This window comes from Streptococcus pseudopneumoniae IS7493 (genome assembly GCF_000221985.1).
Classification (GTDB): Bacteria; Bacillota; Bacilli; order Lactobacillales; family Streptococcaceae; genus Streptococcus; species Streptococcus pseudopneumoniae.
On sequence record NC_015875.1, the window covers coordinates 284,368 to 307,509 of the forward strand.

36 protein-coding genes and 1 pseudogene are annotated in these 23,142 nt (G+C 41.3%); all 37 read left to right on the forward strand.

The window, feature by feature from the left end; genetic code table 11:
- The first annotated feature begins 145 nt into the window (after positions 1-145).
- The 37 genes and pseudogenes from SPPN_RS01670 to SPPN_RS01855 all read left to right on the forward strand — a co-directional run bounded on the left by SPPN_RS01670 (position 146) and on the right by SPPN_RS01855 (position 23,127).
- Positions 146-1,684: a hypothetical protein gene (locus SPPN_RS01670; RefSeq protein WP_000118106.1), complete on the forward strand. Its 1,539-nt coding sequence runs from the start codon at positions 146-148 to the stop codon at positions 1,682-1,684.
- A 119-nt stretch (positions 1,685-1,803) separates the two neighbouring features.
- Positions 1,804-4,011 carry an anaerobic ribonucleoside-triphosphate reductase gene (gene nrdD, locus SPPN_RS01675; protein ID WP_000560903.1) on the forward strand — a complete coding sequence of 736 codons (2,208 nt, stop codon included), beginning with the start codon at positions 1,804-1,806 and terminating at the stop codon, positions 4,009-4,011.
- Between the two features lie 11 nt (positions 4,012-4,022).
- Positions 4,023-4,163 (forward strand): hypothetical protein, encoded by a 141-nt coding sequence (locus SPPN_RS13355; RefSeq protein ID WP_000521616.1) that lies wholly within the window; start codon positions 4,023-4,025, stop codon positions 4,161-4,163.
- Positions 4,164-4,357: 194 nt separating this feature from the next.
- Positions 4,358-4,865 (forward strand): annotated as a pseudogene (locus SPPN_RS01690) (GNAT family N-acetyltransferase).
- A complete protein-coding gene (gene nrdG, locus SPPN_RS01695) occupies positions 4,858-5,448 on the forward strand; it encodes an anaerobic ribonucleoside-triphosphate reductase activating protein (RefSeq protein WP_001064218.1) in 591 nt (196 codons plus the stop codon). The pseudogene SPPN_RS01690 and the gene nrdG overlap by 8 nt, the downstream one beginning before the upstream one ends.
- Positions 5,445-6,062 (forward strand): uridine kinase family protein, encoded by a 618-nt coding sequence (locus SPPN_RS01700; protein WP_000725982.1) that lies wholly within the window; start codon positions 5,445-5,447, stop codon positions 6,060-6,062. Before nrdG ends, SPPN_RS01700 begins: the two co-directional genes overlap by 4 nt.
- Before the next feature lie 253 nt (positions 6,063-6,315).
- Positions 6,316-6,624 (forward strand): 30S ribosomal protein S10, encoded by a 309-nt coding sequence (gene rpsJ / locus SPPN_RS01705; protein ID WP_001284513.1) that lies wholly within the window; start codon positions 6,316-6,318, stop codon positions 6,622-6,624.
- A 216-nt stretch (positions 6,625-6,840) separates the two neighbouring features.
- Positions 6,841-7,467: a 50S ribosomal protein L3 gene (gene rplC / locus SPPN_RS01710; RefSeq protein ID WP_000160203.1), complete on the forward strand. Its 627-nt coding sequence runs from the start codon at positions 6,841-6,843 to the stop codon at positions 7,465-7,467.
- A gap of 24 nt (positions 7,468-7,491) precedes the next feature.
- On the forward strand, positions 7,492-8,115 hold the full coding sequence (gene rplD / locus SPPN_RS01715) for a 50S ribosomal protein L4 (RefSeq protein ID WP_000024554.1): 624 nt from the start codon (positions 7,492-7,494) through the stop codon (positions 8,113-8,115).
- Complete coding sequence (locus SPPN_RS01720) at positions 8,115-8,411, forward strand: 50S ribosomal protein L23 (protein ID WP_001055347.1); 297 nt, start codon at positions 8,115-8,117, stop codon at positions 8,409-8,411. The genes rplD and SPPN_RS01720 overlap by 1 nt, the downstream gene beginning before the upstream one ends.
- Before the next feature lie 17 nt (positions 8,412-8,428).
- Entirely contained in the window at positions 8,429-9,262 is an 834-nt protein-coding gene (gene rplB, locus SPPN_RS01725) for a 50S ribosomal protein L2 (RefSeq protein ID WP_000512910.1), read from the forward strand.
- A 103-nt stretch (positions 9,263-9,365) separates the two neighbouring features.
- On the forward strand, positions 9,366-9,647 hold the full coding sequence (gene rpsS, locus SPPN_RS01730) for a 30S ribosomal protein S19 (RefSeq protein WP_000533766.1): 282 nt from the start codon (positions 9,366-9,368) through the stop codon (positions 9,645-9,647).
- A gap of 11 nt (positions 9,648-9,658) precedes the next feature.
- Positions 9,659-10,003, forward strand: a complete 345-nt coding sequence (gene rplV, locus SPPN_RS01735) for a 50S ribosomal protein L22 (RefSeq protein WP_000818137.1) — start codon at positions 9,659-9,661, stop codon at positions 10,001-10,003.
- Between the two features lie 12 nt (positions 10,004-10,015).
- Positions 10,016-10,669: a 30S ribosomal protein S3 gene (rpsC, locus tag SPPN_RS01740; protein ID WP_000529936.1), complete on the forward strand. Its 654-nt coding sequence runs from the start codon at positions 10,016-10,018 to the stop codon at positions 10,667-10,669.
- Between the two features lie 3 nt (positions 10,670-10,672).
- On the forward strand, positions 10,673-11,086 hold the full coding sequence (rplP, locus tag SPPN_RS01745; protein ID WP_000960946.1) for a 50S ribosomal protein L16: 414 nt from the start codon (positions 10,673-10,675) through the stop codon (positions 11,084-11,086).
- A 9-nt stretch (positions 11,087-11,095) separates the two neighbouring features.
- Positions 11,096-11,302, forward strand: coding sequence for a 50S ribosomal protein L29 (rpmC, locus tag SPPN_RS01750; protein ID WP_000772918.1), 207 nt, complete (start codon positions 11,096-11,098; stop codon positions 11,300-11,302).
- Between the two features lie 24 nt (positions 11,303-11,326).
- Positions 11,327-11,587, forward strand: a complete 261-nt coding sequence (gene rpsQ / locus SPPN_RS01755; protein WP_000440801.1) for a 30S ribosomal protein S17 — start codon at positions 11,327-11,329, stop codon at positions 11,585-11,587.
- Between the two features lie 25 nt (positions 11,588-11,612).
- Positions 11,613-11,981 carry a 50S ribosomal protein L14 gene (gene rplN, locus SPPN_RS01760; protein ID WP_000616545.1) on the forward strand — a complete coding sequence of 123 codons (369 nt, stop codon included), beginning with the start codon at positions 11,613-11,615 and terminating at the stop codon, positions 11,979-11,981.
- Between the two features lie 182 nt (positions 11,982-12,163).
- Positions 12,164-12,469, forward strand: a complete 306-nt coding sequence (rplX, locus tag SPPN_RS01765) for a 50S ribosomal protein L24 (protein WP_000497691.1) — start codon at positions 12,164-12,166, stop codon at positions 12,467-12,469.
- Positions 12,470-12,492: 23 nt separating this feature from the next.
- Positions 12,493-13,035: a 50S ribosomal protein L5 gene (gene rplE, locus SPPN_RS01770; protein WP_000013542.1), complete on the forward strand. Its 543-nt coding sequence runs from the start codon at positions 12,493-12,495 to the stop codon at positions 13,033-13,035.
- 17 nt (positions 13,036-13,052) lie between these two features.
- Positions 13,053-13,322: a 30S ribosomal protein S14 gene (gene rpsN / locus SPPN_RS01775; RefSeq protein ID WP_001085703.1), complete on the forward strand. Its 270-nt coding sequence runs from the start codon at positions 13,053-13,055 to the stop codon at positions 13,320-13,322.
- Between the two features lie 285 nt (positions 13,323-13,607).
- Complete coding sequence (gene rpsH / locus SPPN_RS01780) at positions 13,608-14,006, forward strand: 30S ribosomal protein S8 (RefSeq protein WP_000245503.1); 399 nt, start codon at positions 13,608-13,610, stop codon at positions 14,004-14,006.
- A gap of 225 nt (positions 14,007-14,231) precedes the next feature.
- Complete coding sequence (gene rplF, locus SPPN_RS01785; RefSeq protein ID WP_000086622.1) at positions 14,232-14,768, forward strand: 50S ribosomal protein L6; 537 nt, start codon at positions 14,232-14,234, stop codon at positions 14,766-14,768.
- Between the two features lie 83 nt (positions 14,769-14,851).
- On the forward strand, positions 14,852-15,208 hold the full coding sequence (rplR, locus tag SPPN_RS01790) for a 50S ribosomal protein L18 (protein WP_000624044.1): 357 nt from the start codon (positions 14,852-14,854) through the stop codon (positions 15,206-15,208).
- 17 nt (positions 15,209-15,225) lie between these two features.
- On the forward strand, positions 15,226-15,720 hold the full coding sequence (gene rpsE / locus SPPN_RS01795; RefSeq protein WP_000874202.1) for a 30S ribosomal protein S5: 495 nt from the start codon (positions 15,226-15,228) through the stop codon (positions 15,718-15,720).
- A 13-nt stretch (positions 15,721-15,733) separates the two neighbouring features.
- Positions 15,734-15,916: a 50S ribosomal protein L30 gene (gene rpmD, locus SPPN_RS01800; protein ID WP_000057241.1), complete on the forward strand. Its 183-nt coding sequence runs from the start codon at positions 15,734-15,736 to the stop codon at positions 15,914-15,916.
- A 144-nt stretch (positions 15,917-16,060) separates the two neighbouring features.
- The gene (gene rplO, locus SPPN_RS01805) at positions 16,061-16,501 is read left to right on the forward strand and encodes a 50S ribosomal protein L15 (RefSeq protein ID WP_000766086.1); all 441 of its coding nucleotides are present in this window, start codon (positions 16,061-16,063) and stop codon (positions 16,499-16,501) included.
- Positions 16,502-16,513: 12 nt separating this feature from the next.
- Positions 16,514-17,824 carry a preprotein translocase subunit SecY gene (gene secY, locus SPPN_RS01810; RefSeq protein ID WP_000465393.1) on the forward strand — a complete coding sequence of 437 codons (1,311 nt, stop codon included), beginning with the start codon at positions 16,514-16,516 and terminating at the stop codon, positions 17,822-17,824.
- A gap of 150 nt (positions 17,825-17,974) precedes the next feature.
- Positions 17,975-18,613 (forward strand): adenylate kinase, encoded by a 639-nt coding sequence (locus SPPN_RS01815; protein WP_001050436.1) that lies wholly within the window; start codon positions 17,975-17,977, stop codon positions 18,611-18,613.
- 116 nt (positions 18,614-18,729) lie between these two features.
- The gene (infA, locus tag SPPN_RS01820; RefSeq protein WP_001029883.1) at positions 18,730-18,948 is read left to right on the forward strand and encodes a translation initiation factor IF-1; all 219 of its coding nucleotides are present in this window, start codon (positions 18,730-18,732) and stop codon (positions 18,946-18,948) included.
- Between the two features lie 24 nt (positions 18,949-18,972).
- Positions 18,973-19,089 (forward strand): 50S ribosomal protein L36, encoded by a 117-nt coding sequence (gene rpmJ / locus SPPN_RS01825; protein ID WP_001808836.1) that lies wholly within the window; start codon positions 18,973-18,975, stop codon positions 19,087-19,089.
- A gap of 17 nt (positions 19,090-19,106) precedes the next feature.
- Entirely contained in the window at positions 19,107-19,472 is a 366-nt protein-coding gene (gene rpsM / locus SPPN_RS01830) for a 30S ribosomal protein S13 (RefSeq protein WP_000090781.1), read from the forward strand.
- Positions 19,473-19,489: 17 nt separating this feature from the next.
- Positions 19,490-19,873 carry a 30S ribosomal protein S11 gene (gene rpsK / locus SPPN_RS01835; RefSeq protein WP_001118385.1) on the forward strand — a complete coding sequence of 128 codons (384 nt, stop codon included), beginning with the start codon at positions 19,490-19,492 and terminating at the stop codon, positions 19,871-19,873.
- A gap of 42 nt (positions 19,874-19,915) precedes the next feature.
- Entirely contained in the window at positions 19,916-20,851 is a 936-nt protein-coding gene (locus SPPN_RS01840) for a DNA-directed RNA polymerase subunit alpha (protein WP_000568988.1), read from the forward strand.
- Positions 20,852-20,862: 11 nt separating this feature from the next.
- Positions 20,863-21,249, forward strand: coding sequence for a 50S ribosomal protein L17 (gene rplQ / locus SPPN_RS01845; RefSeq protein WP_000331493.1), 387 nt, complete (start codon positions 20,863-20,865; stop codon positions 21,247-21,249).
- A 264-nt stretch (positions 21,250-21,513) separates the two neighbouring features.
- On the forward strand, positions 21,514-21,780 hold the full coding sequence (locus SPPN_RS01850; protein ID WP_000644124.1) for an ACT domain-containing protein: 267 nt from the start codon (positions 21,514-21,516) through the stop codon (positions 21,778-21,780).
- A gap of 42 nt (positions 21,781-21,822) precedes the next feature.
- Positions 21,823-23,127: a PFL family protein gene (locus tag SPPN_RS01855; RefSeq protein WP_014017191.1), complete on the forward strand. Its 1,305-nt coding sequence runs from the start codon at positions 21,823-21,825 to the stop codon at positions 23,125-23,127.
- Positions 23,128-23,142 lie beyond the last annotated feature (15 nt).

The window sequence follows — 23,142 nt, forward strand, 5'->3', positions numbered from 1 at the left end:
ATTTAAACAGACACATTTACACCGATTTCGAGAAATTGAAACCTTTGTGAAACTATGCAAAAAATCACTCAAACAGCCATCGCAAGCTGACAATCCTAGGACTTTTTGATATACTAAGACAGATAAATTGAATAGGAGAAACGATATGAGTGTGTATGGTAGAGTAGAAGAAGTTCATCAGGAGAATCGTGAACCTCTAGAATACCAAATCGAACAAGAATCGCATCATCGTGAATCAAGGCGTCTTCCTTTGGTGAAAATTTTACTATGGAGTACGCTTGTAACGGGGATAACTCTAGGAGTACCGCTATTACTCGACTTAATGAGTGCACAGGAAGTGCAGGATTTTTATGCAGGTTGGGCGCTTCATCAGACAGGGAAGATTTACAGCGACTATTATGGAAGTCAAGGTTTGCTTTATTATTTGCTGACTTACGTGAGTCAGGGCGGATTTTTCTTTGCCATCTTTGAGTGGTTAGCCTTGGTAGCAGGCGGATTTTTCCTTTTTAGATCAGCGGACACCTTGACAAATCAAGGAGACCAAGCTGGACAAGTGGTGACTATTTTTTACATGCTAGTTACAGGTCTTGCTTTTGGTGGAGGCTATGCGACTCTTTTAGCGCTTCCTTTCTTATTCGCAGCCTTTAGTTTAGTTGCGGCTTATCTAAGTAATCCAAACCATGATAAGGGATTTGTACGGATTGGGCTAGCTTTGGCAGGCGGATTTTTCTTTGCTCCCTTATCATCGCTCCTGTTTATTGCTGTAGTGAGTTTAGGCTTGTTGGTCTTTAACCTTGGGCATAGACGCTTTGTGCATGGGTTTTATCAGTTTCTTGCAGTGGCTTTAGGTTTTTCACTTGTCTTTTATCCAACTGCCTACTATAGTGTTGCAACAGGAAGTTTTGGGGATGCTATTAGTGGTATTCGCTATCCCATTGACAGTATTCGCTTTGATTTCACTTCTAAAATTTTAGAGAATATGGCTTTTTATGGCTTGTTGTCCCTTGGTTTGGGATTTGTGGTTTGTATCTTTTTAGGTCTCTTTCAATCCAAACCCTCTAAACTATACGTCATTTCGGTTCCTGCAAGTCTTGTGACAATTTTAGGTTTGATTTTACTTTTCTTTTCACAGGAGCCTCTGCACGCTTCCTGTTTGATGGTCGTCTTTCCTGTTTTTCTACTTTTATTGGTAACCAATATTAAGAGTCAACAGAGGGGGCGTAGTGTTAGACGAAGACGAAGAGAAACGCCAGTTAGTCTATGGAGTCGTTTCTTCAAAGGAAATCTATATCTGCCAGTTTTAGGGCTTGTCTATCTTTTGTCTATTCCTTTTTTGATGAAGTTAGTCCTTTATCCGGTACCTTATCAAGAACGTAATCGTCTTGCTGATTTGGTAAAAGAGGAGACAAATACGGAAGATGCTATCTATGCATGGGATGATACTGCGACTCTTTATCGTAAGAGTGAGCGCTTGTCGCCATCGGTGATTTTGTCTCCCGTGCACTATACAGCAACTGAGGAAAACCGGAATAAGCTACTCAATGACTTGAAAGAAAAACAACCCAAGGTGATTGTGGTAAATGACAAGGTGCCAGTCTGGTCTGAAGTAGAAACACTCTTAAAAGAAAATTATCAACCAGTAAAGACAGATTACTCAGAGTTTAAAGTCTATAAAATCAAATAACCAAATCAATATCTTGTGTATTTTTAAAAATTTTAGGATTTTTAACACAAGATATTGATTTTTCTTTTTAGAGTGGTATAATACTTTTTAGAAAGAACATTTTAGAAAAGAGCATGCATATGATTGCACTAGAAGAAAAAATTACAATTTTGCCAACTCTCTTCGTCGAGAAACGAGATGGGAGACGTGTTGTATTTGATGTGGACAAGATTGACAAGACTATCCACAAGGCGGCAGACAAGGTTATGGATGTGACACCCTTGGTCGAAAAACGCCTCAATGCTCTGACCGAGCGAATTGTCACAGAAATTCATAGTCGCTTTCCAAAGGGAGTGAAGATTTATGAAATTCAAAATATCGTAGAACATGAACTCCTTGAAGCCAAAGAATATGCGCTGGCTGAGGAGTATATTACTTATCGGACGCAGAGGGATTTTGAGCGATCAAAAGCTACAGATATCAACTTTAGTATTCATAAGCTTCTTAATAAAAATCAGGCAGTTGTCAATGAAAATGCCAATAAAGACAGCGATGTCTTTAATACCCAGCGTGATTTGACAGCAGGCATTGTTGGGAAATCAATCGGACTGCAAATGCTTCCCAAGCACGTAGGCAATGCCCACCAAAAGGGGGATATTCACTATCACGATTTGGACTACAGTCCCTATACCCCTATGACCAACTGCTGTTTGATTGATTTCAAGGGGATGTTGGAAAATGGTTTTAAGATTGGAAATGCAGAGGTAGAAAGTCCCAAGTCTATCCAGACTGCGACAGCACAGATTTCTCAAATCATCGCCAACGTTGCTTCTAGCCAGTACGGTGGCTGTTCAGCTGACCGTATCGATGAAATCCTGGCGCCTTATGCAGAGAAGAACTATCAAAAACATCTCAAAGATGCAGAAGAGTGGGTCTTGCCTGAAAAACGGGAAGATTACGCTTGGAAGAAAACGCAAAAGGACATCTACGATGCCATGCAATCTCTTGAGTATGAAATCAACACCCTCTTCACTTCAAATGGACAAACACCTTTTACTTCGCTCGGTTTTGGTCTAGGAACCAATCGTTTTGAGCGGGAAATTCAAAAAGCTATCTTGAACATCCGAATCAAGGGACTTGGTTCAGAACACCGCACAGCTATCTTCCCTAAACTTATCTTCACGCTTAAAAGAGGACTCAACTTAGAAGAAGGGACTCCCAACTACGACATTAAGCAGTTGGCTCTTGAGTGTGCAACCAAGCGGATGTACCCAGATGTCTTGTCTTACGATAAGATTATCGAGTTGACAGGTTCTTTCAAGGTTCCTATGGGTTGCCGCTCCTTCCTTCAAGGATGGAAGGATGAAAATGGTGTAGAAGTCAATTCAGGTCGCATGAACCTTGGTGTTGTGACAGTTAACCTACCTCGTATTGCTCTTGAGTCTGAGGGCGACATGAATAAGTTCTGGGAAATCTTCAACGAGCGAATGAATATCGCTGAAGATGCTCTGGTTTACCGTGTCGAACGCACTAAAGAAGCGACGCCAGCCAATGCTCCTATCCTTTATCAATACGGTGCTTTTGGCCATCGTCTAGGTAAAGAAGAAAGTGTTGACCAGCTCTTTAAGAATCGTCGCGCAACCGTTTCGCTGGGTTACATCGGTTTGTACGAAGTGGCTACCGTCTTCTTTGGAAATAGCTGGGAACACAATCCAGAAGCCAAGGAATTCACGCTGGATATCATTCGTGATATGAAACGCCGTGTAGAAGAGTGGTCTGACCAATATGGATACCATTTCTCTATCTACTCAACACCGTCTGAAAGTTTGATAGACCGTTTCTGCCGACTAGATACAGAGAAGTTTGGTTCTATTCCTGATATTACAGATAAGGAATACTACACCAATTCTTTCCACTACGATGTTCGTAAAAATCCAACACCGTTTGAAAAATTAGACTTTGAGAAAGTCTATCCAGAAGCAGGTGCGTCAGGTGGTTTCATCCATTACTGTGAGTATCCAGTCCTCCAGCAAAATCCAAAAGCCTTGGAAGCTGTCTGGGATTATGCTTATGATCGTGTAGGTTATCTAGGGACCAATACACCAATTGACCGTTGCTACAAGTGTGACTTTGAAGGGGATTTTGAAGCAACTGAGAGGGGCTTTGCTTGTCCTAACTGTGGCAACAGTGACCCTAAAACCGTAGATGTTGTTAAACGGACTTGTGGCTATCTAGGTAATCCTCAAGCAAGACCTATGGTCAACGGCCGTCACAAGGAAATCGCTGCGCGTGTCAAGCATATGAATGGTTCAACGATTAAAATAGCTGGCCATCAAGTAACAAATTAGAAAGAAATGAAATGGGAAAATATCAATTAGATGATAAGGGGCGCGCACAAGTGACCCGTTATCACGAGAAACACTCTAAAGGTGGAGCTGGTAAAAAAGAACGCTTGCTCAACCTCAAAGAACAATTTTTAAGCAAGAACAAGAAAAAATAAAAGTGATACTCAATGAAAATCAAAGAGCAAACTAGGAAGCTAGCCGCAGGTTGCTCAAAACACTGTTTTGAGGTTGTGGATAGAACTGACGAAGTCAGTAACCGTACTACGGTAAGGCGACGCTGACGTGGTTTGAAGAGATTTTCGAAGAGTATGAGAGTCAGCTCTCGCTTTTCTCATAGTGGGAGGTAAGGATGGAATTACGCAGACCGACAATAGTAGATAGAGAAGCTGTTTTAGACATGATGGCAGAGTTTGAAAAGAGTCAATCAGTCCATGATGAGGGGCTTTGGGGATGTTGAGGATTTTTCTTACGAGGAGTGGCTAGAAGGTAACCGTAATAAAGAAATGGGAATATGGCTACCTGAAAATCGCGTTCCATCGATACAGTTCGTATTGTTTGGTGAATCAGGTTGTGCTCTAGGATTTTTGAATCTGCGATTGAGACTGAATGAGGGGTTACTGAATTATGCTGGCCACATTGGCTACTCCATCCGTCCATCAGAAAGAGGCAAAGGTTATGCAAAAGAGACTCTCCGTCAGGGCTTGCAAGTTGCTAAGGAAAAGAACATCAAGAAAGCTCTGGTGACCTGTAGTGTGAATAATCCTGCTAGCAGAGCAGTCATTCTAGCAAATGGTGGAATATTTGAGGATGCTCGCAATGGAGTCGAGCGTTATTGGATAGAGGTAGCGAATGAATAATCCAAAACCACAAGAATGGAAAAGCGAGGAACTTAGTCAAGGTCGTATCATTGACTACAAGGCCTTTAACTTTGTGGACGGCGAAGGCGTGCGCAACTCTCTCTATGTATCAGGCTGTATGTTTCACTGCGAGGGATGTTATAATGTTGCGACTTGGTCTTTTAATGCTGGTATTCCCTATACAGCAGAATTAGAAGAGCAGATTATGGCAGATCTTGCTCAACCTTATGTTCAAGGTTTGACTTTGCTGGGAGGGGAGCCTTTTCTTAATACTGGGATTCTCTTGCCACTTGTTAAGCGGATTCGGAAGGAATTGCCAGACAAGGACATCTGGTCCTGGACCGGCTACACTTGGGAAGAAATGATGTTGGAAACTCCAGATAAACTGGAACTCTTGTCACTGATTGACCTTCTTGTCGATGGAAGATATGATCGAACTAAGAGAAATCTTATGCTCCAGTTTCGAGGTTCGTCTAACCAACGAATTATCGATGTGCAAAAATCGCTCAAAAGTGGGCAAGTAGTGATTTGGGACAAGCTCAATGACGGAAAAGAAAGCTATGAACAGGTGAAGAGAGAATGAAGAAAAAAGACTTAGTAGACCAACTAGTCTCAGAGATCGAGACGGGGAAAGTCAGGACACTGGGAATATACGGTCATGGAGCTTCAGGTAAATTAACCTTTGCACAGGAATTGTACCAAGCTTTAGATTCTACTACAGTAAATTTGCTAGAGACAGATCCTTATATCACCTCAGGACGCCATCTGGTAGTACCCAAGGACGCGCCGAATCAAAAGGTGACAGCCAGTCTGCCAGTGGCGCATGAACTGGAGAGTTTGCGGAGAGATATTCACGCAATGCAGGCAGGTATGGATGTCTTAACAATTGAAGAACCTTGGAAGGCTAGTGAGGTCTTGTCTGGAGCAAAGCCAATTCTGATTGTCGAAGGGATGTCTGTTGGCTTTTTACCCAAAGAACTCTTTGACAAAACCATCTGTTTCTACACGGATGAGGAGACCGAATTAAGGCGGCGCCTAGCTAGAGATACGACTGTGAGAAATCGCGATGCATCCTTTATATTGGCTAGCCATCAGATGAGACGGGAGCAGTATCTGCGATACTATAAAGAAACTGAGTCAAGGGCGGACATTCTAGTGGACCAATCAGAAGGTAAATTTGATGTCAAGAGGACTTAACTTATATGGAAGAAAATCCCTAATTTTAAAAAGAAAAAATAGGAAAACAGTTTCATCGTAAAAAAACGAAAAAACAGCAACAAATCCCTTGCAATCGCAGGGGCTTTGTGTTATTCTATTATGGTGCTGTAAATTACAGCTTTAGCTTTGATGCAAGAGGTTGCGACACGCTCGGTTGCATTGCCACGCAACACCGCGTCGGTTTTCTTGTGGAGCTAGCCTATTATCTTAAATAGACGAAAAGGAGAAAAAGATGGCAAACAAAAAAATCCGTATCCGTTTGAAAGCTTACGAACACCGTACGCTTGATACAGCGGCTGCAAAAATCGTAGAATCAGCTACTCGTACAGGTGCACAAGTTGCGGGTCCAATCCCACTTCCAACTGAACGTAGCCTCTACACAATCATTCGTGCGACTCACAAATATAAAGACTCTCGCGAACAATTTGAAATGCGTACACACAAACGTTTGATCGATATCGTTAACCCAACTCAAAAAACAGTTGATGCTTTGATGAAATTGGATCTTCCAAGTGGTGTAAACGTAGAAATCAAACTTTAATCTAAAATATAAAAGAGCAGAGGCTGGTGTTTCAATCTAATTGGACACGGGCTAAACTCGGTGTGAAAAAGATAAACTTCCTAGTGTCTGCTAGACACTGCGTCAGTTTCCTATTTTCACTTTGAGTTTGACGCCCTTTGTATCTTAGACCTGAGCATAAAAAACGCTCGTTAAAAACTTTTTGAATAAAAAATATAGAAAAGGAACTATTTTCTCATGACAAAAGGAATCTTAGGGAAAAAAGTGGGAATGACTCAAATCTTCACTGAAGCTGGCGAATTGCTCCCTGTAACAGTTATTGAAGCAACTCCAAACGTTGTTCTTCAAGTTAAAACTGTTGAAACAGACGGATACAACGCTATCCAAGTTGGTTTCGATGACAAACGCGAAGTATTGAGCAACAAACCTGCTAAAGGACATGTAGCGAAAGCTAACACGGCTCCTAAGCGCTTCATTCGTGAATTCAAAAACGTTGAAGGCTTGGAAGTTGGTGCTGAAATTACAGTTGAAACATTCGCAGCTGGAGATGTTGTTGATGTAACTGGTACTTCTAAAGGTAAAGGTTTCCAAGGTGTTATCAAACGCCACGGACAATCACGTGGACCAATGGCTCACGGTTCTCGTTACCACCGTCGTCCAGGTTCTATGGGACCTGTTGCACCTAACCGCGTATTTAAAGGTAAAAACCTTGCAGGACGTATGGGTGGCGACCGCGTAACAATTCAAAACCTTGAAGTTGTACAAGTTGTTCCAGAAAAGAACGTTATCCTTATCAAAGGTAACGTACCAGGTGCTAAGAAATCTCTTATCACTATCAAATCAGCAGTTAAAGCTGGTAAATAATAAGGAAAGGGGAATACAGTCAAAATGGCAAATGTAACATTATTCGACCAAACTGGTAAACAAGCGGGCGAAGTTGTTCTTAACGATGCAGTATTTGGTATCGAACCAAACCAATCTGTTGTGTTTGATGTAATCATCAGCCAACGCGCAAGCCTTCGTCAAGGAACTCACGCAGTTAAAAACCGCTCAGCTGTTTCAGGTGGCGGACGCAAACCATGGCGTCAAAAAGGAACTGGACGTGCTCGTCAAGGTTCTATCCGCTCTCCACAATGGCGTGGTGGTGGAATCGTCTTCGGACCAACTCCACGTAGCTATGCGTACAAACTTCCTCAAAAAGTTCGTCGCCTTGCGCTTAAATCTGTTTACTCAGAAAAAGTTGCTGAAAATAAATTTGTAGCCGTTGATTCTCTTGAATTTACAGCTCCAAAAACTGCTGAATTTGCAAAAGTTCTTGCAGCTTTGAGCATCGATTCTAAAGTCCTTGTTATTCTTGAAGAAGGAAACGAATTCGCAGCTCTCTCAGCTCGTAACCTTCCAAACGTGAAAGTTGCGACTGCCACAACTGCAAGTGTTCTTGACATCGCAAATAGTGACAAACTTCTTGTTACTCAAGCAGCTATCTCTAAAATCGAGGAGGTTCTTGCATAATGAATTTGTATGATGTTATCAAAAAACCTGTCATCACTGAAAGCTCAATGGCTCAACTTGAAGCAGGAAAATATGTATTTGAAGTTGACACTCGTGCACACAAACTTTTGATCAAGCAAGCTGTTGAAGCTGCTTTCGAAGGCGTTAAAGTTGCAAATGTTAACACAATCAACGTAAAACCAAAAGCTAAACGTGTTGGACGTTACACTGGTTTTACTAACAAAACTAAAAAAGCTATCATCACACTTACAGCTGATTCAAAAGCAATCGAGTTGTTTGCTGCTGAAGCTGAATAATCTAAGGAGGAAATATCGTGGGAATTCGTGTTTATAAACCAACAACAAACGGTCGCCGTAATATGACTTCTTTGGATTTCGCTGAAATCACAACAAGCACTCCTGAAAAATCATTGCTTGTTGCATTGAAGAGCAAGGCTGGTCGTAACAACAACGGTCGTATCACTGTTCGTCACCAAGGTGGTGGACACAAACGTTTCTACCGTTTGGTTGACTTCAAACGTAACAAAGACAACGTTGAAGCGGTTGTTAAAACAATCGAGTACGATCCAAACCGTTCTGCAAACATCGCTCTTGTACACTACACTGACGGTGTGAAAGCATACATCATCGCTCCAAAAGGTCTTGAAGTAGGTCAACGTATCGTTTCAGGTCCAGAAGCAGATATCAAAGTCGGAAACGCTCTTCCACTTGCTAACATCCCAGTTGGTACTTTGATCCACAACATCGAATTGAAACCAGGTCGTGGTGGTGAATTGGTACGTGCTGCTGGAGCATCTGCTCAAGTATTGGGTCAAGAAGGTAAATACGTTCTTGTTCGTCTTCAATCAGGTGAAGTTCGTATGATTCTTGGAACTTGCCGTGCTACAGTTGGTGTTGTCGGAAACGAACAACACGGACTTGTAAACCTTGGTAAAGCAGGACGTAGCCGTTGGAAAGGTATCCGCCCAACAGTTCGTGGTTCTGTAATGAACCCTAACGATCACCCACACGGTGGTGGTGAAGGTAAAGCACCAGTTGGTCGTAAAGCACCATCTACTCCATGGGGCAAACCTGCTCTTGGTCTTAAAACTCGTAACAAGAAAGCGAAATCTGACAAACTTATCGTTCGTCGTCGCAACGAGAAATAATATTAAACTAGTCGCTTAAGCAACTAGTAAATCCGCCAGCTCGGTAGCGCTCCATGTGAGCGCAAGCCGCTGTGGTACAACATTTAAAGGAGAAAATATAAAAATGGGACGCAGTCTTAAAAAAGGACCTTTCGTCGATGAGCATTTGATGAAAAAAGTTGAAGCTCAAGCTAACGACGAAAAGAAAAAAGTTATTAAAACTTGGTCACGTCGTTCAACGATCTTCCCAAGTTTTATTGGTTACACTATTGCAGTTTATGACGGACGTAAACACGTACCTGTTTACATCCAAGAAGACATGGTAGGTCACAAACTTGGTGAATTTGCACCAACTCGTACTTACAAAGGTCACGCTGCAGACGACAAGAAAACACGTAGAAAATAAGGAGAACATAAATGGCAGAAATTACTTCAGCTAAAGCAATGGCTCGTACAGTACGTGTTTCACCTCGTAAATCACGTCTTGTTCTTGATAACATCCGTGGTAAAAGCGTAGCCGATGCAATCGCAATCTTGACATTCACTCCAAACAAAGCTGCTGAAATCATCTTGAAAGTTTTGAACTCAGCTGTAGCTAACGCTGAAAACAACTTTGGTTTGGATAAAGCTAATTTGGTAGTATCTGAAGCATTCGCAAACGAAGGACCAACTATGAAACGTTTCCGTCCACGTGCGAAAGGTTCAGCTTCACCAATCAACAAACGTACAGCTCACATCACTGTAGCTGTTGCAGAAAAATAAGGAGGTAAAATCGTGGGTCAAAAAGTACATCCAATTGGTATGCGTGTCGGCATCATCCGTGATTGGGATGCCAAATGGTATGCTGAAAAAGAATACGCGGATTACCTTCATGAAGATCTTGCAATCCGTAAATTCGTTCAAAAAGAACTTGCTGACGCAGCAGTTTCAACTATTGAAATCGAACGCGCAGTAAACAAAGTTAACGTTTCACTTCACACTGCTAAACCAGGTATGGTTATCGGTAAAGGTGGTGCTAACGTTGATGCACTCCGTGCAAAACTTAACAAATTGACTGGAAAACAAGTACACATCAACATCATCGAAATCAAACAACCTGATTTGGATGCTCACCTTGTAGGTGAAGGAATTGCTCGTCAATTGGAGCAACGTGTTGCTTTCCGTCGTGCACAAAAACAAGCAATCCAACGTGCAATGCGTGCTGGAGCTAAAGGAATCAAAACTCAAGTATCAGGTCGTTTGAACGGTGCAGATATCGCCCGTGCTGAAGGATACTCTGAAGGAACTGTTCCGCTTCACACACTTCGTGCAGATATCGATTACGCTTGGGAAGAAGCAGATACTACATACGGTAAACTTGGTGTTAAAGTATGGATCTACCGTGGTGAAGTTCTTCCAGCTCGTAAAAACACTAAAGGAGGTAAATAACCAATGTTAGTACCTAAACGTGTTAAACACCGTCGTGAGTTCCGTGGAAAAATGCGCGGTGAAGCAAAAGGTGGAAAAGAAGTAGCATTCGGTGAATACGGTCTTCAAGCTACAACTAGCCACTGGATCACTAACCGCCAAATCGAAGCTGCTCGTATCGCCATGACTCGTTACATGAAACGTGGTGGTAAAGTTTGGATTAAAATCTTCCCACACAAATCATACACTGCTAAAGCTATCGGTGTGCGTATGGGATCTGGTAAAGGGGCACCTGAAGGTTGGGTAGCACCAGTTAAACGTGGTAAAGTGATGTTCGAAATCGCTGGTGTATCTGAAGAGATTGCACGTGAAGCGCTTCGACTTGCTAGCCACAAATTGCCAGTTAAATGTAAATTCGTAAAACGTGAAGCAGAATAAGGAGAAGGCATGAAACTTAATGAAGTAAAAGAATTTGTTAAAGAACTTCGTGGTCTTTCTCAAGAAGAACTCGCGAAGCGCGAAAACGAATTGAAAAAAGAATTGTTTGAACTTCGTTTCCAAGCTGCTACTGGTCAATTGGAACAAACAGCTCGCTTGAAAGAAGTTAAAAAACAAATCGCTCGTATCAAAACAGTTCAATCTGAAGCGAAATAATAGACTAGGGAAGGAGAAATTTCAATGGAACGCAATAATCGTAAAGTTCTTGTTGGACGTGTTGTATCTGACAAAATGGACAAGACAATCACAGTTGTAGTTGAAACAAAACGTAACCACCCAGTCTATGGTAAACGTATTAACTACTCTAAAAAATATAAAGCTCATGATGAAAACAATGTTGCCAAAGAAGGCGATATCGTACGTATCATGGAAACTCGTCCGCTTTCAGCTACAAAACGTTTCCGTCTTGTAGAAGTTGTTGAAGAAGCGGTCATCATCTAATCAAACCTGAAAGGAGAAAACTGAAATGATTCAAACAGAAACTCGTTTGAAAGTCGCAGACAACAGCGGTGCTCGCGAAATCTTGACTATCAAAGTTCTTGGTGGTTCAGGACGTAAATTTGCAAACATCGGTGATGTTATTGTGGCATCTGTAAAACAAGCTACTCCTGGTGGTGCGGTTAAAAAAGGTGACGTTGTTAAAGCAGTTATCGTTCGTACTAAATCAGGTGCTCGTCGTGCTGATGGTTCATACATCAAATTTGACGAAAACGCAGCAGTTATCATCCGTGAAGACAAAACTCCTCGCGGAACACGTATCTTTGGCCCAGTTGCACGTGAATTGCGTGAAGGTGGCTTCATGAAGATCGTGTCACTTGCTCCAGAAGTACTTTAATTGGTTGCTCAAAGAAAATTAAAACAAGTCTAGGAAGTAAAACGAAAGCATAACTTAAGTTAGGTGAGTTGAAACTGACGAAGGATTGCTTTGATTTTCGAAGAGCAAAAACAAACAAACTAGTCCCCTAGCTTCAAGCTAGGGTGCCCTTATGGGCGTAAGAAAAATCAAGGAGAAACCTAATGTTTGTAAAAAAAGGCGACAAAGTTCGCGTAATCGCTGGTAAAGATAAGGGAACAGAAGCTGTTGTCCTTACTGCCCTTCCAAAAGTAAACAAAGTTATCGTTGAAGGTGTTAACATCGTTAAGAAACACCAACGTCCAACTAACGAGCTTCCTCAAGGTGGTATCATCGAGAAAGAAGCAGCTATCCATGTATCAAACGTTCAAGTTTTGGACAAAAATGGTGTAGCTGGTCGTGTTGGTTACAAATTTGTAGACGGTAAAAAAGTTCGCTACAACAAAAAATCAGGCGAAGTGCTTGATTAATCACGAAGGAAAGGAGAAGTATAATGGCAAATCGTTTAAAAGAAAAATATCTTAATGAAGTAGTTCCTGCTTTGACAGAACAATTCAACTACTCATCAGTGATGGCTGTGCCTAAAGTAGATAAGATCGTTTTGAACATGGGTGTTGGTGAAGCTGTATCAAACGCTAAAAGCCTTGAAAAAGCTGCTGAAGAATTGGCACTTATCTCAGGTCAAAAACCACTTATCACTAAAGCTAAAAAATCAATCGCCGGCTTCCGTCTTCGTGAAGGTGTTGCGATCGGTGCAAAAGTTACCCTTCGTGGTGAACGGATGTACGAATTCTTGGATAAATTGGTTTCAGTTTCACTTCCACGTGTACGTGACTTCCACGGTGTTCCAACAAAATCATTTGATGGACGCGGAAACTATACACTTGGTGTGAAAGAACAATTGATTTTCCCAGAAATCAACTTCGATGACGTTGACAAAACTCGTGGTCTTGACATTGTTATCGTAACAACTGCTAACACTGACGAAGAGTCACGTGCATTGCTTACAGGCCTTGGAATGCCTTTTGCAAAATAATATAGGAGGTAAATCTAATGGCTAAAAAATCAATGGTAGCTAGAGAGGCTAAACGCCAAAAAATTGTTGACCGTTATGCTGAAAAACGTGCTGCATTAAAGGCAGCAGGGGACTATGAAGGTTTATCTAAATTACCTCGCAACGCCTCACCGACTCGTTTACATAATCGTTGTAGAGTTACGGGGCGCCCACATTCAGTTTACCGCAAATTTGGTCTGAGTCGTATCGCTTTTCGCGAACTTGCGCATAAAGGTCAAATTCCTGGTGTAACAAAAGCATCTTGGTAATTTAAGATATCAAGGGCGTCAAAACTCTAAGTGAAAATAGGAAACTTGACGAAGAAACTGAGGTTTCTAGGAAAGTTTATCTTTTTCACACAGAGTTTAGCCCGGGTTCAGTTGGGCTAGCCAATTTGAACACGAGCTACAGCTTTGGCAAAAAAAGACCAATTTTCTTTGGAGCATCGCTCCTGCATCAAATTGCCTATTTTTGCTCTTGCTGTTACGCTCTTTGTATCATGTATTAACTAGCAAGTGCAACTTGCAAACTACTAGTAAGAGGAGAAAAACAAAATGGTTATGACTGACCCAATCGCAGACTTCCTAACTCGTATTCGTAACGCTAACCAAGCTAAACACGAAGTACTTGAAGTACCTGCATCAAACATCAAAAAAGGGATTGCTGAAATCCTTAAACGCGAAGGTTTTGTAAAAAACGTTGAAATCATCGAAGATGACAAACAAGGCATCATCCGTGTATTTCTTAAATACGGACCAAACGGTGAAAAAGTTATCACTAACTTGAAACGTATTTCTAAACCAGGACTTCGTGTCTACAAAAAACGTGAAGACCTTCCAAAAGTTCTTAACGGACTTGGAATTGCTATCCTTTCAACTTCTGAAGGTTTGCTTACTGATAAAGAAGCACGCCAAAAGAATGTTGGTGGTGAGGTTATCGCTTACGTTTGGTAATTGATGATGTGAGAGCGTTAAAAGAATGCAGTGAAAATAGGAAGTTTGTAGCAGGAGCGATGCTCCAAGACAAACTTATCTTTTTCACCAAATTCTTAGCTCGAACTCAAATCAAGATACAAAGCTCGTTAGAGCGTGTTCAGTTCAGCTCTTGAACTAAATAAGTATCTGAACCCCGTGAAAACTGGCCGTTCTGGCCTGACAATTTAACAGGAGAAAATAAACATGTCACGTATTGGTAATAAAGTTATCGTGTTGCCTGCTGGTGTTGAAATCACTAACAATGACAACCTTGTAACTGTAAAAGGACCTAAAGGAGAACTTACTCGTGAGTTCTCAAAAGATATTGAAATCCGTGTGGAAGGTACTGAAGTAACCCTTCACCGTCCAAACGATTCAAAAGAAATGAAAACTATCCACGGAACTACTCGTGCCCTTTTGAACAACATGGTTGTTGGTGTATCAGAAGGATTCAAGAAAGAACTTGAAATGCGTGGGGTTGGTTACCGTGCACAACTTCAAGGATCTAAACTTGTTTTGGCTGTTGGTAAATCTCACCCAGACGAAGTTGAAGCTCCAGAAGGAATTACTTTTGAACTTCCAAACCCAACAACAATCGTTGTTAGCGGAATTTCAAAAGAAGTAGTTGGACAAACAGCTGCTTACGTACGTAGCCTTCGTTCACCAGAACCATATAAAGGTAAAGGTATCCGTTACGTTGGTGAATTCGTTCGCCGTAAAGAAGGTAAAACAGGTAAATAATGTTGAGTGGTTGATTCTCAACCACCAACCTATTTTCCAACTTTGTGCATAGCACACGATTTAAAACTAAAGAGGTGAAAACTGTGATTTCAAAACCAGATAAAAACAAACTCCGCCAAAAACGCCACCGTCGCGTTCGCGGAAAACTCTCTGGAACTGCTGATCGCCCACGTTTGAACGTATTCCGTTCTAATACAGGCATCTACGCTCAAGTGATTGATGACGTAGCGGGTGTAACGCTCGCAAGTGCTTCAACTCTTGATAAAGAAGTTTCAAAAGGAACTAAAACTGAACAAGCTGTTGCTGTCGGTAAACTCGTTGCAGAACGTGCAAACGCTAAAGGTATTTCAGAAGTGGTGTTCGACCGCGGTGGATATCTATATCACGGACGTGTGAAAGCTTTGGCTGATGCAGCTCGTGAAAACGGATTGAAATTCTAATAGGAGGACACTAGAAAATGGCATTTAAAGACAATGCAGTTGAATTAGAAGAACGCGTAGTTGCTGTCAATCGTGTTACAAAAGTTGTTAAAGGTGGACGTCGTCTTCGTTTCGCAGCTCTTGTTGTTGTTGGTGACCACAACGGTCGCGTAGGATTTGGTACTGGTAAAGCTCAAGAAGTTCCAGAAGCAATCCGTAAAGCAGTAGATGATGCTAAGAAAAACTTGATCGAAGTTCCTATGGTTGGAACAACAATCCCACACGAAGTTCTTTCAGAATTCGGTGGAGCTAAAGTATTGTTGAAACCTGCTGTAGAAGGTTCTGGAGTTGCCGCTGGTGGTGCAGTTCGTGCCGTTGTGGAATTGGCAGGTGTGGCAGATATTACATCTAAATCACTTGGTTCTAACACTCCAATCAACATTGTTCGTGCAACTGTTGAAGGTTTGAAACAATTGAAACGCGCTGAAGAAGTTGCTGCCCTTCGTGGTATTTCAGTTTCTGATTTGGCATAAGAAAGGGGATAAAATGGCTCAAATTAAAATTACTTTGACTAAGTCTCCAATCGGACGCATTCCATCACAACGTAAAACTGTTGTAGCACTTGGACTTGGCAAATTGAACAGCTCTGTTATTAAAGAAGATAACGCTGCTATCCGTGGTATGATCACTGCAGTATCTCACTTGGTAACAGTTGAAGAAGTAAACTAATGAATTTTTAGGGGATGTGCACTATACCATCCCCTAAAACTAGATATAGTCATCTATGATGACGTCGTATAGGCGAGTTGATGGGGGAGACAACCTTTTCTCCCTTATCGGCGCTAGCATTTTACAAAAGAGGAGAAAATAAAAATGAAACTTCATGAATTGAAACCTGCAGAAGGTTCTCGTAAAGTACGTAACCGCGTTGGTCGTGGTACTTCATCAGGTAACGGTAAAACATCTGGTCGTGGTCAAAAAGGTCAAAAAGCTCGTAGCGGTGGCGGAGTTCGCCTTGGTTTTGAAGGTGGACAAACTCCATTGTTCCGTCGTCTTCCAAAACGTGGATTCACTAACATCAACGCTAAAGAATACGCAATTGTGAACCTTGACCAATTGAACGTCTTTGAAGATGGTGCTGAAGTAACTCCAGTTGTTCTTATCGAAGCAGGAATTGTTAAAGCTGAAAAGTCAGGTATTAAAATTCTTGGTAACGGTGAGTTGATTAAGAAATTGACTGTGAAAGCAGCTAAATTCTCTAAATCAGCTGAAGAAGCTATCACTGCTAAAGGTGGTTCAGTAGAAGTCATCTAAGAGAGGTGACCTATGTTTTTTAAATTATTAAGAGAAGCTCTTAAAGTCAAGCAGGTTCGATCAAAAATTTTATTTACAATTTTTATCGTTTTGGTCTTTCGTATCGGAACTAGCATTACAGTTCCTGGTGTGAATGCCAATAGCTTGAATGCTTTAAGTGGATTATCCTTCTTAAACATGTTGAGCTTGGTGTCGGGGAATGCCCTAAAAAACTTTTCGATTTTTGCCCTAGGAGTTAGTCCCTATATTACTGCTTCTATCGTTGTCCAACTCTTACAAATGGATATTTTACCGAAATTTGTAGAGTGGGGAAAACAAGGGGAAGTAGGTCGAAGAAAATTGAACCAAGCTACTCGTTATATTGCCCTTGGTCTAGCCTTTGTGCAATCTATCGGGATTACAGCTGGTTTTAATACCTTGGCTGGAGCTCAATTGATTAAAACTGCTTTAACTCCCCAAGTTTTTCTGACGATTGGTATCATCTTAACAGCTGGTAGTATGATTGTCACTTGGTTGGGAGAGCAAATTACAGATAAGGGATACGGAAATGGTGTTTCTATGATTATCTTTGCCGGGATTGTTGCCTCAATTCCAGAGATGATTCAGGGCATCTATGTGGACTACTTTGTGAACGTCCCAAGTAGCCGGATCACTTCATCTATCATTTTCGTAATCATTTTGATTATTACTGTATTGTTGATCATTTACTTTACAACTTATGTTCAACAAGCAGAATACAAAATTCCAATCCAATATACTAAGGTTGCACAAGGTGCTCCATCTAGCTCTTACCTTCCATTGAAGGTAAACCCTGCTGGAGTTATCCCTGTTATCTTTGCCAGTTCCATTACTGCAGCGCCTGCGGCGATTCTTCAGTTTTTGAGCGCCACAGGTCATGATTGGGCTTGGGTAAGGGTAGCACAAGAGATGTTGGCAACCACTTCTCCAACTGGTATTGCCATGTATGCTTTGTTGATTATTCTCTTTACATTCTTCTATACGTTTGTACAGATTAATCCTGAAAAAGCGGCAGAGAACCTACAAAAGAGCGGTGCCTATATCCATGGAGTTCGTCCTGGTAAAGGTACAGAAGAATATATGTCTAAACTTCTTCGTCGTCTTGCAACGGTTGGTTCCCTCTTCCTTGGTGTGATTTCCATTTTACCGATTGCAGCTAAAGATGTATTTGGTCTTTCTGATGTTGTTGCCTTTGGTGGAACAAGTCTCTTGATCATTATCTCTACAGGTATCGAAGGAATCAAGCAATTGGAGGGTTACCTATTGAAACGTAAGTATGTTGGTTTCATGGACAGAACAGAATAAAAGTATTTACTGAATCAGTAAATGCTGAGGGAGTGGAGGTTTAAACTCTGACATTTGTAAGAGTTGGATCTCCCCTCTTCTATTTTGTTTTTAAATAGGGGTGAAAAGACTTTTTGCTTCTATTTAAAAATAAAATAAGGAGATCAAATCATGAATCTTTTGATTATGGGCTTACCTGGTGCAGGTAAGGGAACTCAAGCAGCAAAAATCGTAGAACAATTCCATGTTGCACATATCTCAACAGGTGATATGTTCCGCGCTGCAATGGCAAATCAAACTGAAATGGGTGTTCTTGCTAAGTCATATATTGACAAGGGTGAATTAGTTCCTGATGAAGTTACAAATGGAATCGTAAAAGAACGTCTTTCACAAGATGATATTAAAGAAACAGGATTCTTGTTGGATGGTTACCCACGTACAATCGAACAAGCTCATGCCTTGGACAAAACATTGGCTGAACTTGGCATTGAACTAGAAGGCGTCATCAACATAGAAGTGAATCCAGATAGCCTCTTGGAACGTTTGAGTGGCCGTATCATCCACCGCGTAACTGGAGAAACTTTCCACAAGGTCTTTAACCCACCAGTTGACTATAAAGAAGAAGATTACTACCAACGTGAAGATGATAAACCTGAGACAGTCAAACGTCGATTGGACGTTAATATTGCTCAAGGAGAACCAATCATTGCTCACTACCGTGCCAAAGGTTTGGTTCATGACATCGAAGGTAATCAAGATATCAATGATGTCTTCTCAGATATCGAAAAAGTATTGACAAATTTGAAATAAAGCGCTTTTCACACTTGCAAAAATCCGCTACAAATGTTATACTGAGATAGTCTGACTTATAATTGTTGTCTCTGTGTCTAGAGGCATCGAATCGAAATTTATGGAGGTGCTTTTGCGTGGCAAAAGACGATGTGATTGAAGTTGAAGGCAAAGTAGTTGATACAATGCCGAATGCAATGTTTACGGTTGAACTTGAAAATGGACATCAGATTTTAGCAACAGTTTCTGGTAAAATTCGTAAAAACTATATTCGTATTTTAGCGGGAGATCGTGTTACTGTCGAAATGAGTCCATATGACTTGACACGTGGGCGTATCACTTACCGCTTTAAATAATCGAAAAACTTGGAGGGATAAGAAATGAAAGTAAGACCATCGGTCAAACCAATTTGCGAATACTGTAAAGTTATTCGTCGTAATGGTCGTGTTATGGTAATTTGCCCAGCAAATCCAAAACACAAACAACGTCAAGGATAAGATAGAAAGGAGAAAACATGGCTCGTATTGCTGGAGTTGACATTCCAAATGACAAACGTGTAGTAATCTCATTGACTTATGTTTATGGTATCGGACTTGCAACATCTAAGAAAATTTTGGCTGCTGCTGGAATCTCAGAAGATGTTCGTGTACGTGATCTTACATCAGATCAAGAAGATGCTATCCGTCGTGAAGTGGATGCAATCAAAGTTGAAGGTGACCTTCGTCGTGAAGTAAACTTGAACATCAAACGTTTGATGGAAATCGGTTCATACCGTGGTATCCGTCACCGTCGTGGACTTCCTGTCCGTGGACAAAATACTAAAAACAACGCTCGCACTCGTAAAGGTAAAGCTGTTGCGATTGCTGGTAAGAAAAAATAATATAGGAGGTAAAAGTCTTGGCTAAACCAACACGTAAACGTCGTGTGAAAAAAAATATCGAATCTGGTATTGCTCATATTCACGCTACATTTAATAACACTATTGTTATGATTACTGATGTGCATGGTAATGCAATTGCTTGGTCATCAGCTGGTGCTCTTGGTTTCAAAGGTTCTCGTAAATCTACACCATTCGCTGCTCAAATGGCTTCTGAAGCTGCTGCTAAATCTGCACAAGAACACGGTCTTAAATCAGTTGAAGTTACTGTAAAAGGTCCAGGTTCTGGTCGTGAGTCAGCTATTCGTGCGCTTGCTGCCGCTGGTCTTGAAGTAACAGCAATTCGTGATGTGACTCCAGTGCCACACAATGGTGCTCGTCCTCCAAAACGTCGCCGTGTATAATCATCGCATTACACTGCTTTTCGTTTAAGAGGGAGTAACTAAATGATCGAGTTTGAAAAACCAAATATAACAAAAATTGATGAAAATAAAGATTATGGCAAGTTTGTAATCGAACCACTTGAACGTGGCTACGGTACAACTCTTGGTAACTCTCTTCGTCGTGTACTTCTAGCTTCTCTACCAGGAGCAGCTGTGACATCTATCAACATTGATGGTGTGTTACATGAGTTTGACACAGTTCCAGGTGTTCGTGAAGACGTGATGCAAATCATTCTGAACATTAAAGGAATTGCAGTGAAATCGTACGTTGAAGACGAAAAAATCATCGAACTGGATGTTGAAGGCCCTGCTGAAGTAACAGCTGGTGACATTTTGACAGATAGCGATATTGAAATTGTAAATCCAGATCATTATCTTTTTACAATCGGTGAAGGTTCTTCTCTAAAAGCGACTATGACTGTTAACAGTGGTCGTGGATATGTACCTGCTGATGAAAATAAAAAGGATAATGCACCAGTTGGAACACTTGCTGTAGATTCTATTTATACACCAGTTACAAAAGTCAACTATCAAGTGGAGCCTGCTCGTGTAGGTAGCAATGATGGATTTGACAAATTAACCCTTGAAATCTTGACAAATGGAACAATTATTCCGGAAGATGCTTTAGGGCTTTCAGCACGTATTTTGACAGAACATCTTGATTTGTTTACAAATCTTACTGAGATTGCTAAGTCAACTGAAGTGATGAAAGAAGCTGATACTGAATCTGACGACCGTATTTTGGATCGTACGATTGAGGAACTGGACTTGTCTGTGCGTTCATACAACTGTTTGAAACGTGCCGGTATCAATACTGTGCATGATTTGACAGAAAAATCTGAAGCAGAGATGATGAAAGTACGAAATCTTGGACGCAAGAGTTTGGAAGAAGTGAAACTCAAACTCATTGATTTGGGTCTTGGATTAAAAGATAAATAAAGGAGGAATACATGGCTTACCGTAAACTAGGACGCACTAGCTCACAACGTAAAGCAATGCTTCGCGATTTGACAACTGACCTTTTGATCAACGAATCAATCGTGACAACTGAAGCTCGTGCTAAAGAAATCCGTAAAACTGTTGAAAAAATGATTACTCTAGGTAAACGTGGTGATTTGCATGCACGTCGTCAAGCAGCTGCTTTCGTACGTAATGAAATCGCATCTGAAAACTATGATGAAGCAACTGACAAGTACACTTCTACTACAGCACTTCAAAAATTGTTCTCAGAAATCGCACCTCGTTATGCTGAACGTAACGGTGGATACACTCGTATCCTTAAAACTGAACCACGTCGTGGTGATGCAGCGCCAATGGCGATCATCGAATTAGTATAAAATCATCAATTTTGTTGAGTGTTATGATGATGGAGTCTTGTGCTCTTAGTCTAGCTCTGGTCTACCGCTAGGATTTCGGTCCTAGCGGGAACACTCATCATAAGTTGGGATAGTAGACGCTTGTTTACGAAATTGTTTTTTTCTTAAGAACAACTTCGTAAGCAGGCGTTTTTGAGTATTTAAGTTGGAATTATGCTATACTATTTAAGAAGAAATCTGCTGAATGTTCAGGTTTCCTATTAAAAGAAGAATTGGAGTTTACTTATGAAAGCCATTATAACTGTTGTTGGTAAAGATAAATCTGGAATTGTGGCAGGTGTTTCTGGTAAAATTGCAGAATTGGGTTTGAATATTGATGATATCTCTCAAACTGTCTTGGATGAATATTTCACGATGATGGCTGTCGTCTCTAGCGATGAAAAGCAAGATTTTACCTATCTTCGTAATGAATTTGAAGCTTTTGGGCAAACTTTGAATGTGAAAATCAATATTCAGAGTGCAGCGATTTTCGAAGCTATGTATAATATCTAGGAGGTGCACATGGATATTAGACAAGTTACTTAAACTATCGCCATGATTGAGGAGCAAAATTTCGATATCAGAACCATTACCATGGGGATTTCCCTTTTGGACTGTATTGATCCAGATATCAATCGTGCTGCGGAGAAAATTTATCAAAAGATTACGACCAAGGCAGCTAATTTAGTGGCTGTTGGGGATGAAATTGCAGCTGAGTTGGGAATTCCTATCGTAAATAAGCGTGTATCGGTGACTCCTATTTCTCTGATAGGGGCAGCGACAGATGCGACGGACTACGTGGTTCTGGCAAAAGCGCTTGATAAGGCTGCGAAAGAAATCGGTGTGGATTTTATTGGTGGTTTCTCTGCCTTGGTACAAAAAGGTTATCAAAAGGGGGATGAGATTCTCATCGATTCTATTCCTCGTGCTTTGGCTGAAACGGACAAGGTCTGCTCGTCAGTCAATATCGGCTCAACCAAGTCTGGTATCAATATGACGGCTGTGGCGGATATGGGACGAGTTATCAAGGAAACGGCTAATCTATCAGATATGGGAGCGGCCAAGTTGGTTGTGTTCGCTAATGCTGTTGAGGACAATCCATTTATGGCTGGTGCCTTCCATGGTGTTGGGGAAGCAGATGTTATCATCAATGTCGGCGTTTCCGGTCCTGGCGTGGTCAAGCGTGCCTTGGAAAAAGTTCGTGGACAGAGCTTTGATGTAGTAGCCGAAACAGTTAAGAAAACTGCCTTTAAAATCACTCGTATCGGTCAATTGGTTGGTCAGATGGCTAGTGAGAGACTGGGTGTGGAGTTTGGTATTGTGGACTTGAGTTTGTCCCCAACTCCTGCGGTTGGAGATTCTGTAGCACGTGTCCTTGAGGAAATGGGACTAGAGACAGTTGGTACGCACGGAACGACGGCTGCCTTGGCTCTCTTGAATGACCAAGTTAAGAAGGGCGGAGTGATGGCCTGCAACCAAGTCGGTGGTTTGTCTGGTGCCTTTATCCCCGTTTCTGAGGATGAAGGAATGATTGCTGCAGTGCAAAATGGCTCTCTTAATTTGGAAAAACTAGAAGCTATGACAGCTATCTGTTCTGTTGGTTTGGATATGATTGCCATCCCAGAAGATACACCTGCTGAAACCATTGCGGCTATGATTGCAGATGAAGCTGCAATTGGTGTCATTAACATGAAAACAACAGCTGTTCGTATCATTCCAAAAGGAAAAGAAGGCGATATGATTGAATTTGGTGGCCTATTAGGTACTGCACCTGTTATGAAGGTTAATGGGGCTTCGTCTGTTGATTTCATCTCTCGTGGAGGACAAATCCCAGCACCAATTCATAGTTTTAAAAATTAAGAAAATAGGAGAAAT

Excerpts from the sequence above, each read along its gene's own strand:
- rplV (WP_000818137.1), top strand. The coding sequence starts at position 9,659 with ATGGCAGAAATTACTTCAGCTAAAGCAATGGCTCGTACAGTACGTGTT.
- rpsQ (WP_000440801.1), top strand. The coding sequence starts at position 11,327 with ATGGAACGCAATAATCGTAAAGTTCTTGTTGGACGTGTTGTATCTGAC.
- rplP (WP_000960946.1), top strand. The coding sequence starts at position 10,673 with ATGTTAGTACCTAAACGTGTTAAACACCGTCGTGAGTTCCGTGGAAAA.
- nrdD (WP_000560903.1), top strand. The coding sequence starts at position 1,804 with ATGATTGCACTAGAAGAAAAAATTACAATTTTGCCAACTCTCTTCGTC.
- SPPN_RS01855 (WP_014017191.1), top strand. The coding sequence starts at position 21,823 with ATGATTGAGGAGCAAAATTTCGATATCAGAACCATTACCATGGGGATT.
- SPPN_RS01850 (WP_000644124.1), top strand. The coding sequence starts at position 21,514 with ATGAAAGCCATTATAACTGTTGTTGGTAAAGATAAATCTGGAATTGTG.
- rplO (WP_000766086.1), top strand. The coding sequence starts at position 16,061 with ATGAAACTTCATGAATTGAAACCTGCAGAAGGTTCTCGTAAAGTACGT.
- SPPN_RS01720 (WP_001055347.1), top strand. The coding sequence starts at position 8,115 with ATGAATTTGTATGATGTTATCAAAAAACCTGTCATCACTGAAAGCTCA.
- rpsE (WP_000874202.1), top strand. The coding sequence starts at position 15,226 with ATGGCATTTAAAGACAATGCAGTTGAATTAGAAGAACGCGTAGTTGCT.
- rplX (WP_000497691.1), top strand. The coding sequence starts at position 12,164 with ATGTTTGTAAAAAAAGGCGACAAAGTTCGCGTAATCGCTGGTAAAGAT.
- rpsS (WP_000533766.1), top strand. The coding sequence starts at position 9,366 with ATGGGACGCAGTCTTAAAAAAGGACCTTTCGTCGATGAGCATTTGATG.
- rpsN (WP_001085703.1), top strand. The coding sequence starts at position 13,053 with ATGGCTAAAAAATCAATGGTAGCTAGAGAGGCTAAACGCCAAAAAATT.
- nrdG (WP_001064218.1), top strand. The coding sequence starts at position 4,858 with ATGAATAATCCAAAACCACAAGAATGGAAAAGCGAGGAACTTAGTCAA.
- rpsJ (WP_001284513.1), top strand. The coding sequence starts at position 6,316 with ATGGCAAACAAAAAAATCCGTATCCGTTTGAAAGCTTACGAACACCGT.
- SPPN_RS01700 (WP_000725982.1), top strand. The coding sequence starts at position 5,445 with ATGAAGAAAAAAGACTTAGTAGACCAACTAGTCTCAGAGATCGAGACG.
- rplN (WP_000616545.1), top strand. The coding sequence starts at position 11,613 with ATGATTCAAACAGAAACTCGTTTGAAAGTCGCAGACAACAGCGGTGCT.
- SPPN_RS01840 (WP_000568988.1), top strand. The coding sequence starts at position 19,916 with ATGATCGAGTTTGAAAAACCAAATATAACAAAAATTGATGAAAATAAA.
- rpsH (WP_000245503.1), top strand. The coding sequence starts at position 13,608 with ATGGTTATGACTGACCCAATCGCAGACTTCCTAACTCGTATTCGTAAC.
- secY (WP_000465393.1), top strand. The coding sequence starts at position 16,514 with ATGTTTTTTAAATTATTAAGAGAAGCTCTTAAAGTCAAGCAGGTTCGA.
- SPPN_RS01670 (WP_000118106.1), top strand. The coding sequence starts at position 146 with ATGAGTGTGTATGGTAGAGTAGAAGAAGTTCATCAGGAGAATCGTGAA.
- rplC (WP_000160203.1), top strand. The coding sequence starts at position 6,841 with ATGACAAAAGGAATCTTAGGGAAAAAAGTGGGAATGACTCAAATCTTC.
- rpsM (WP_000090781.1), top strand. The coding sequence starts at position 19,107 with ATGGCTCGTATTGCTGGAGTTGACATTCCAAATGACAAACGTGTAGTA.
- rplD (WP_000024554.1), top strand. The coding sequence starts at position 7,492 with ATGGCAAATGTAACATTATTCGACCAAACTGGTAAACAAGCGGGCGAA.
- rplE (WP_000013542.1), top strand. The coding sequence starts at position 12,493 with ATGGCAAATCGTTTAAAAGAAAAATATCTTAATGAAGTAGTTCCTGCT.
- SPPN_RS01815 (WP_001050436.1), top strand. The coding sequence starts at position 17,975 with ATGAATCTTTTGATTATGGGCTTACCTGGTGCAGGTAAGGGAACTCAA.
- SPPN_RS13355 (WP_000521616.1), top strand. The coding sequence starts at position 4,023 with ATGGGAAAATATCAATTAGATGATAAGGGGCGCGCACAAGTGACCCGT.
- rplF (WP_000086622.1), top strand. The coding sequence starts at position 14,232 with ATGTCACGTATTGGTAATAAAGTTATCGTGTTGCCTGCTGGTGTTGAA.
- rplQ (WP_000331493.1), top strand. The coding sequence starts at position 20,863 with ATGGCTTACCGTAAACTAGGACGCACTAGCTCACAACGTAAAGCAATG.
- rpmD (WP_000057241.1), top strand. The coding sequence starts at position 15,734 with ATGGCTCAAATTAAAATTACTTTGACTAAGTCTCCAATCGGACGCATT.
- rpmC (WP_000772918.1), top strand. The coding sequence starts at position 11,096 with ATGAAACTTAATGAAGTAAAAGAATTTGTTAAAGAACTTCGTGGTCTT.
- rpmJ (WP_001808836.1), top strand. The coding sequence starts at position 18,973 with ATGAAAGTAAGACCATCGGTCAAACCAATTTGCGAATACTGTAAAGTT.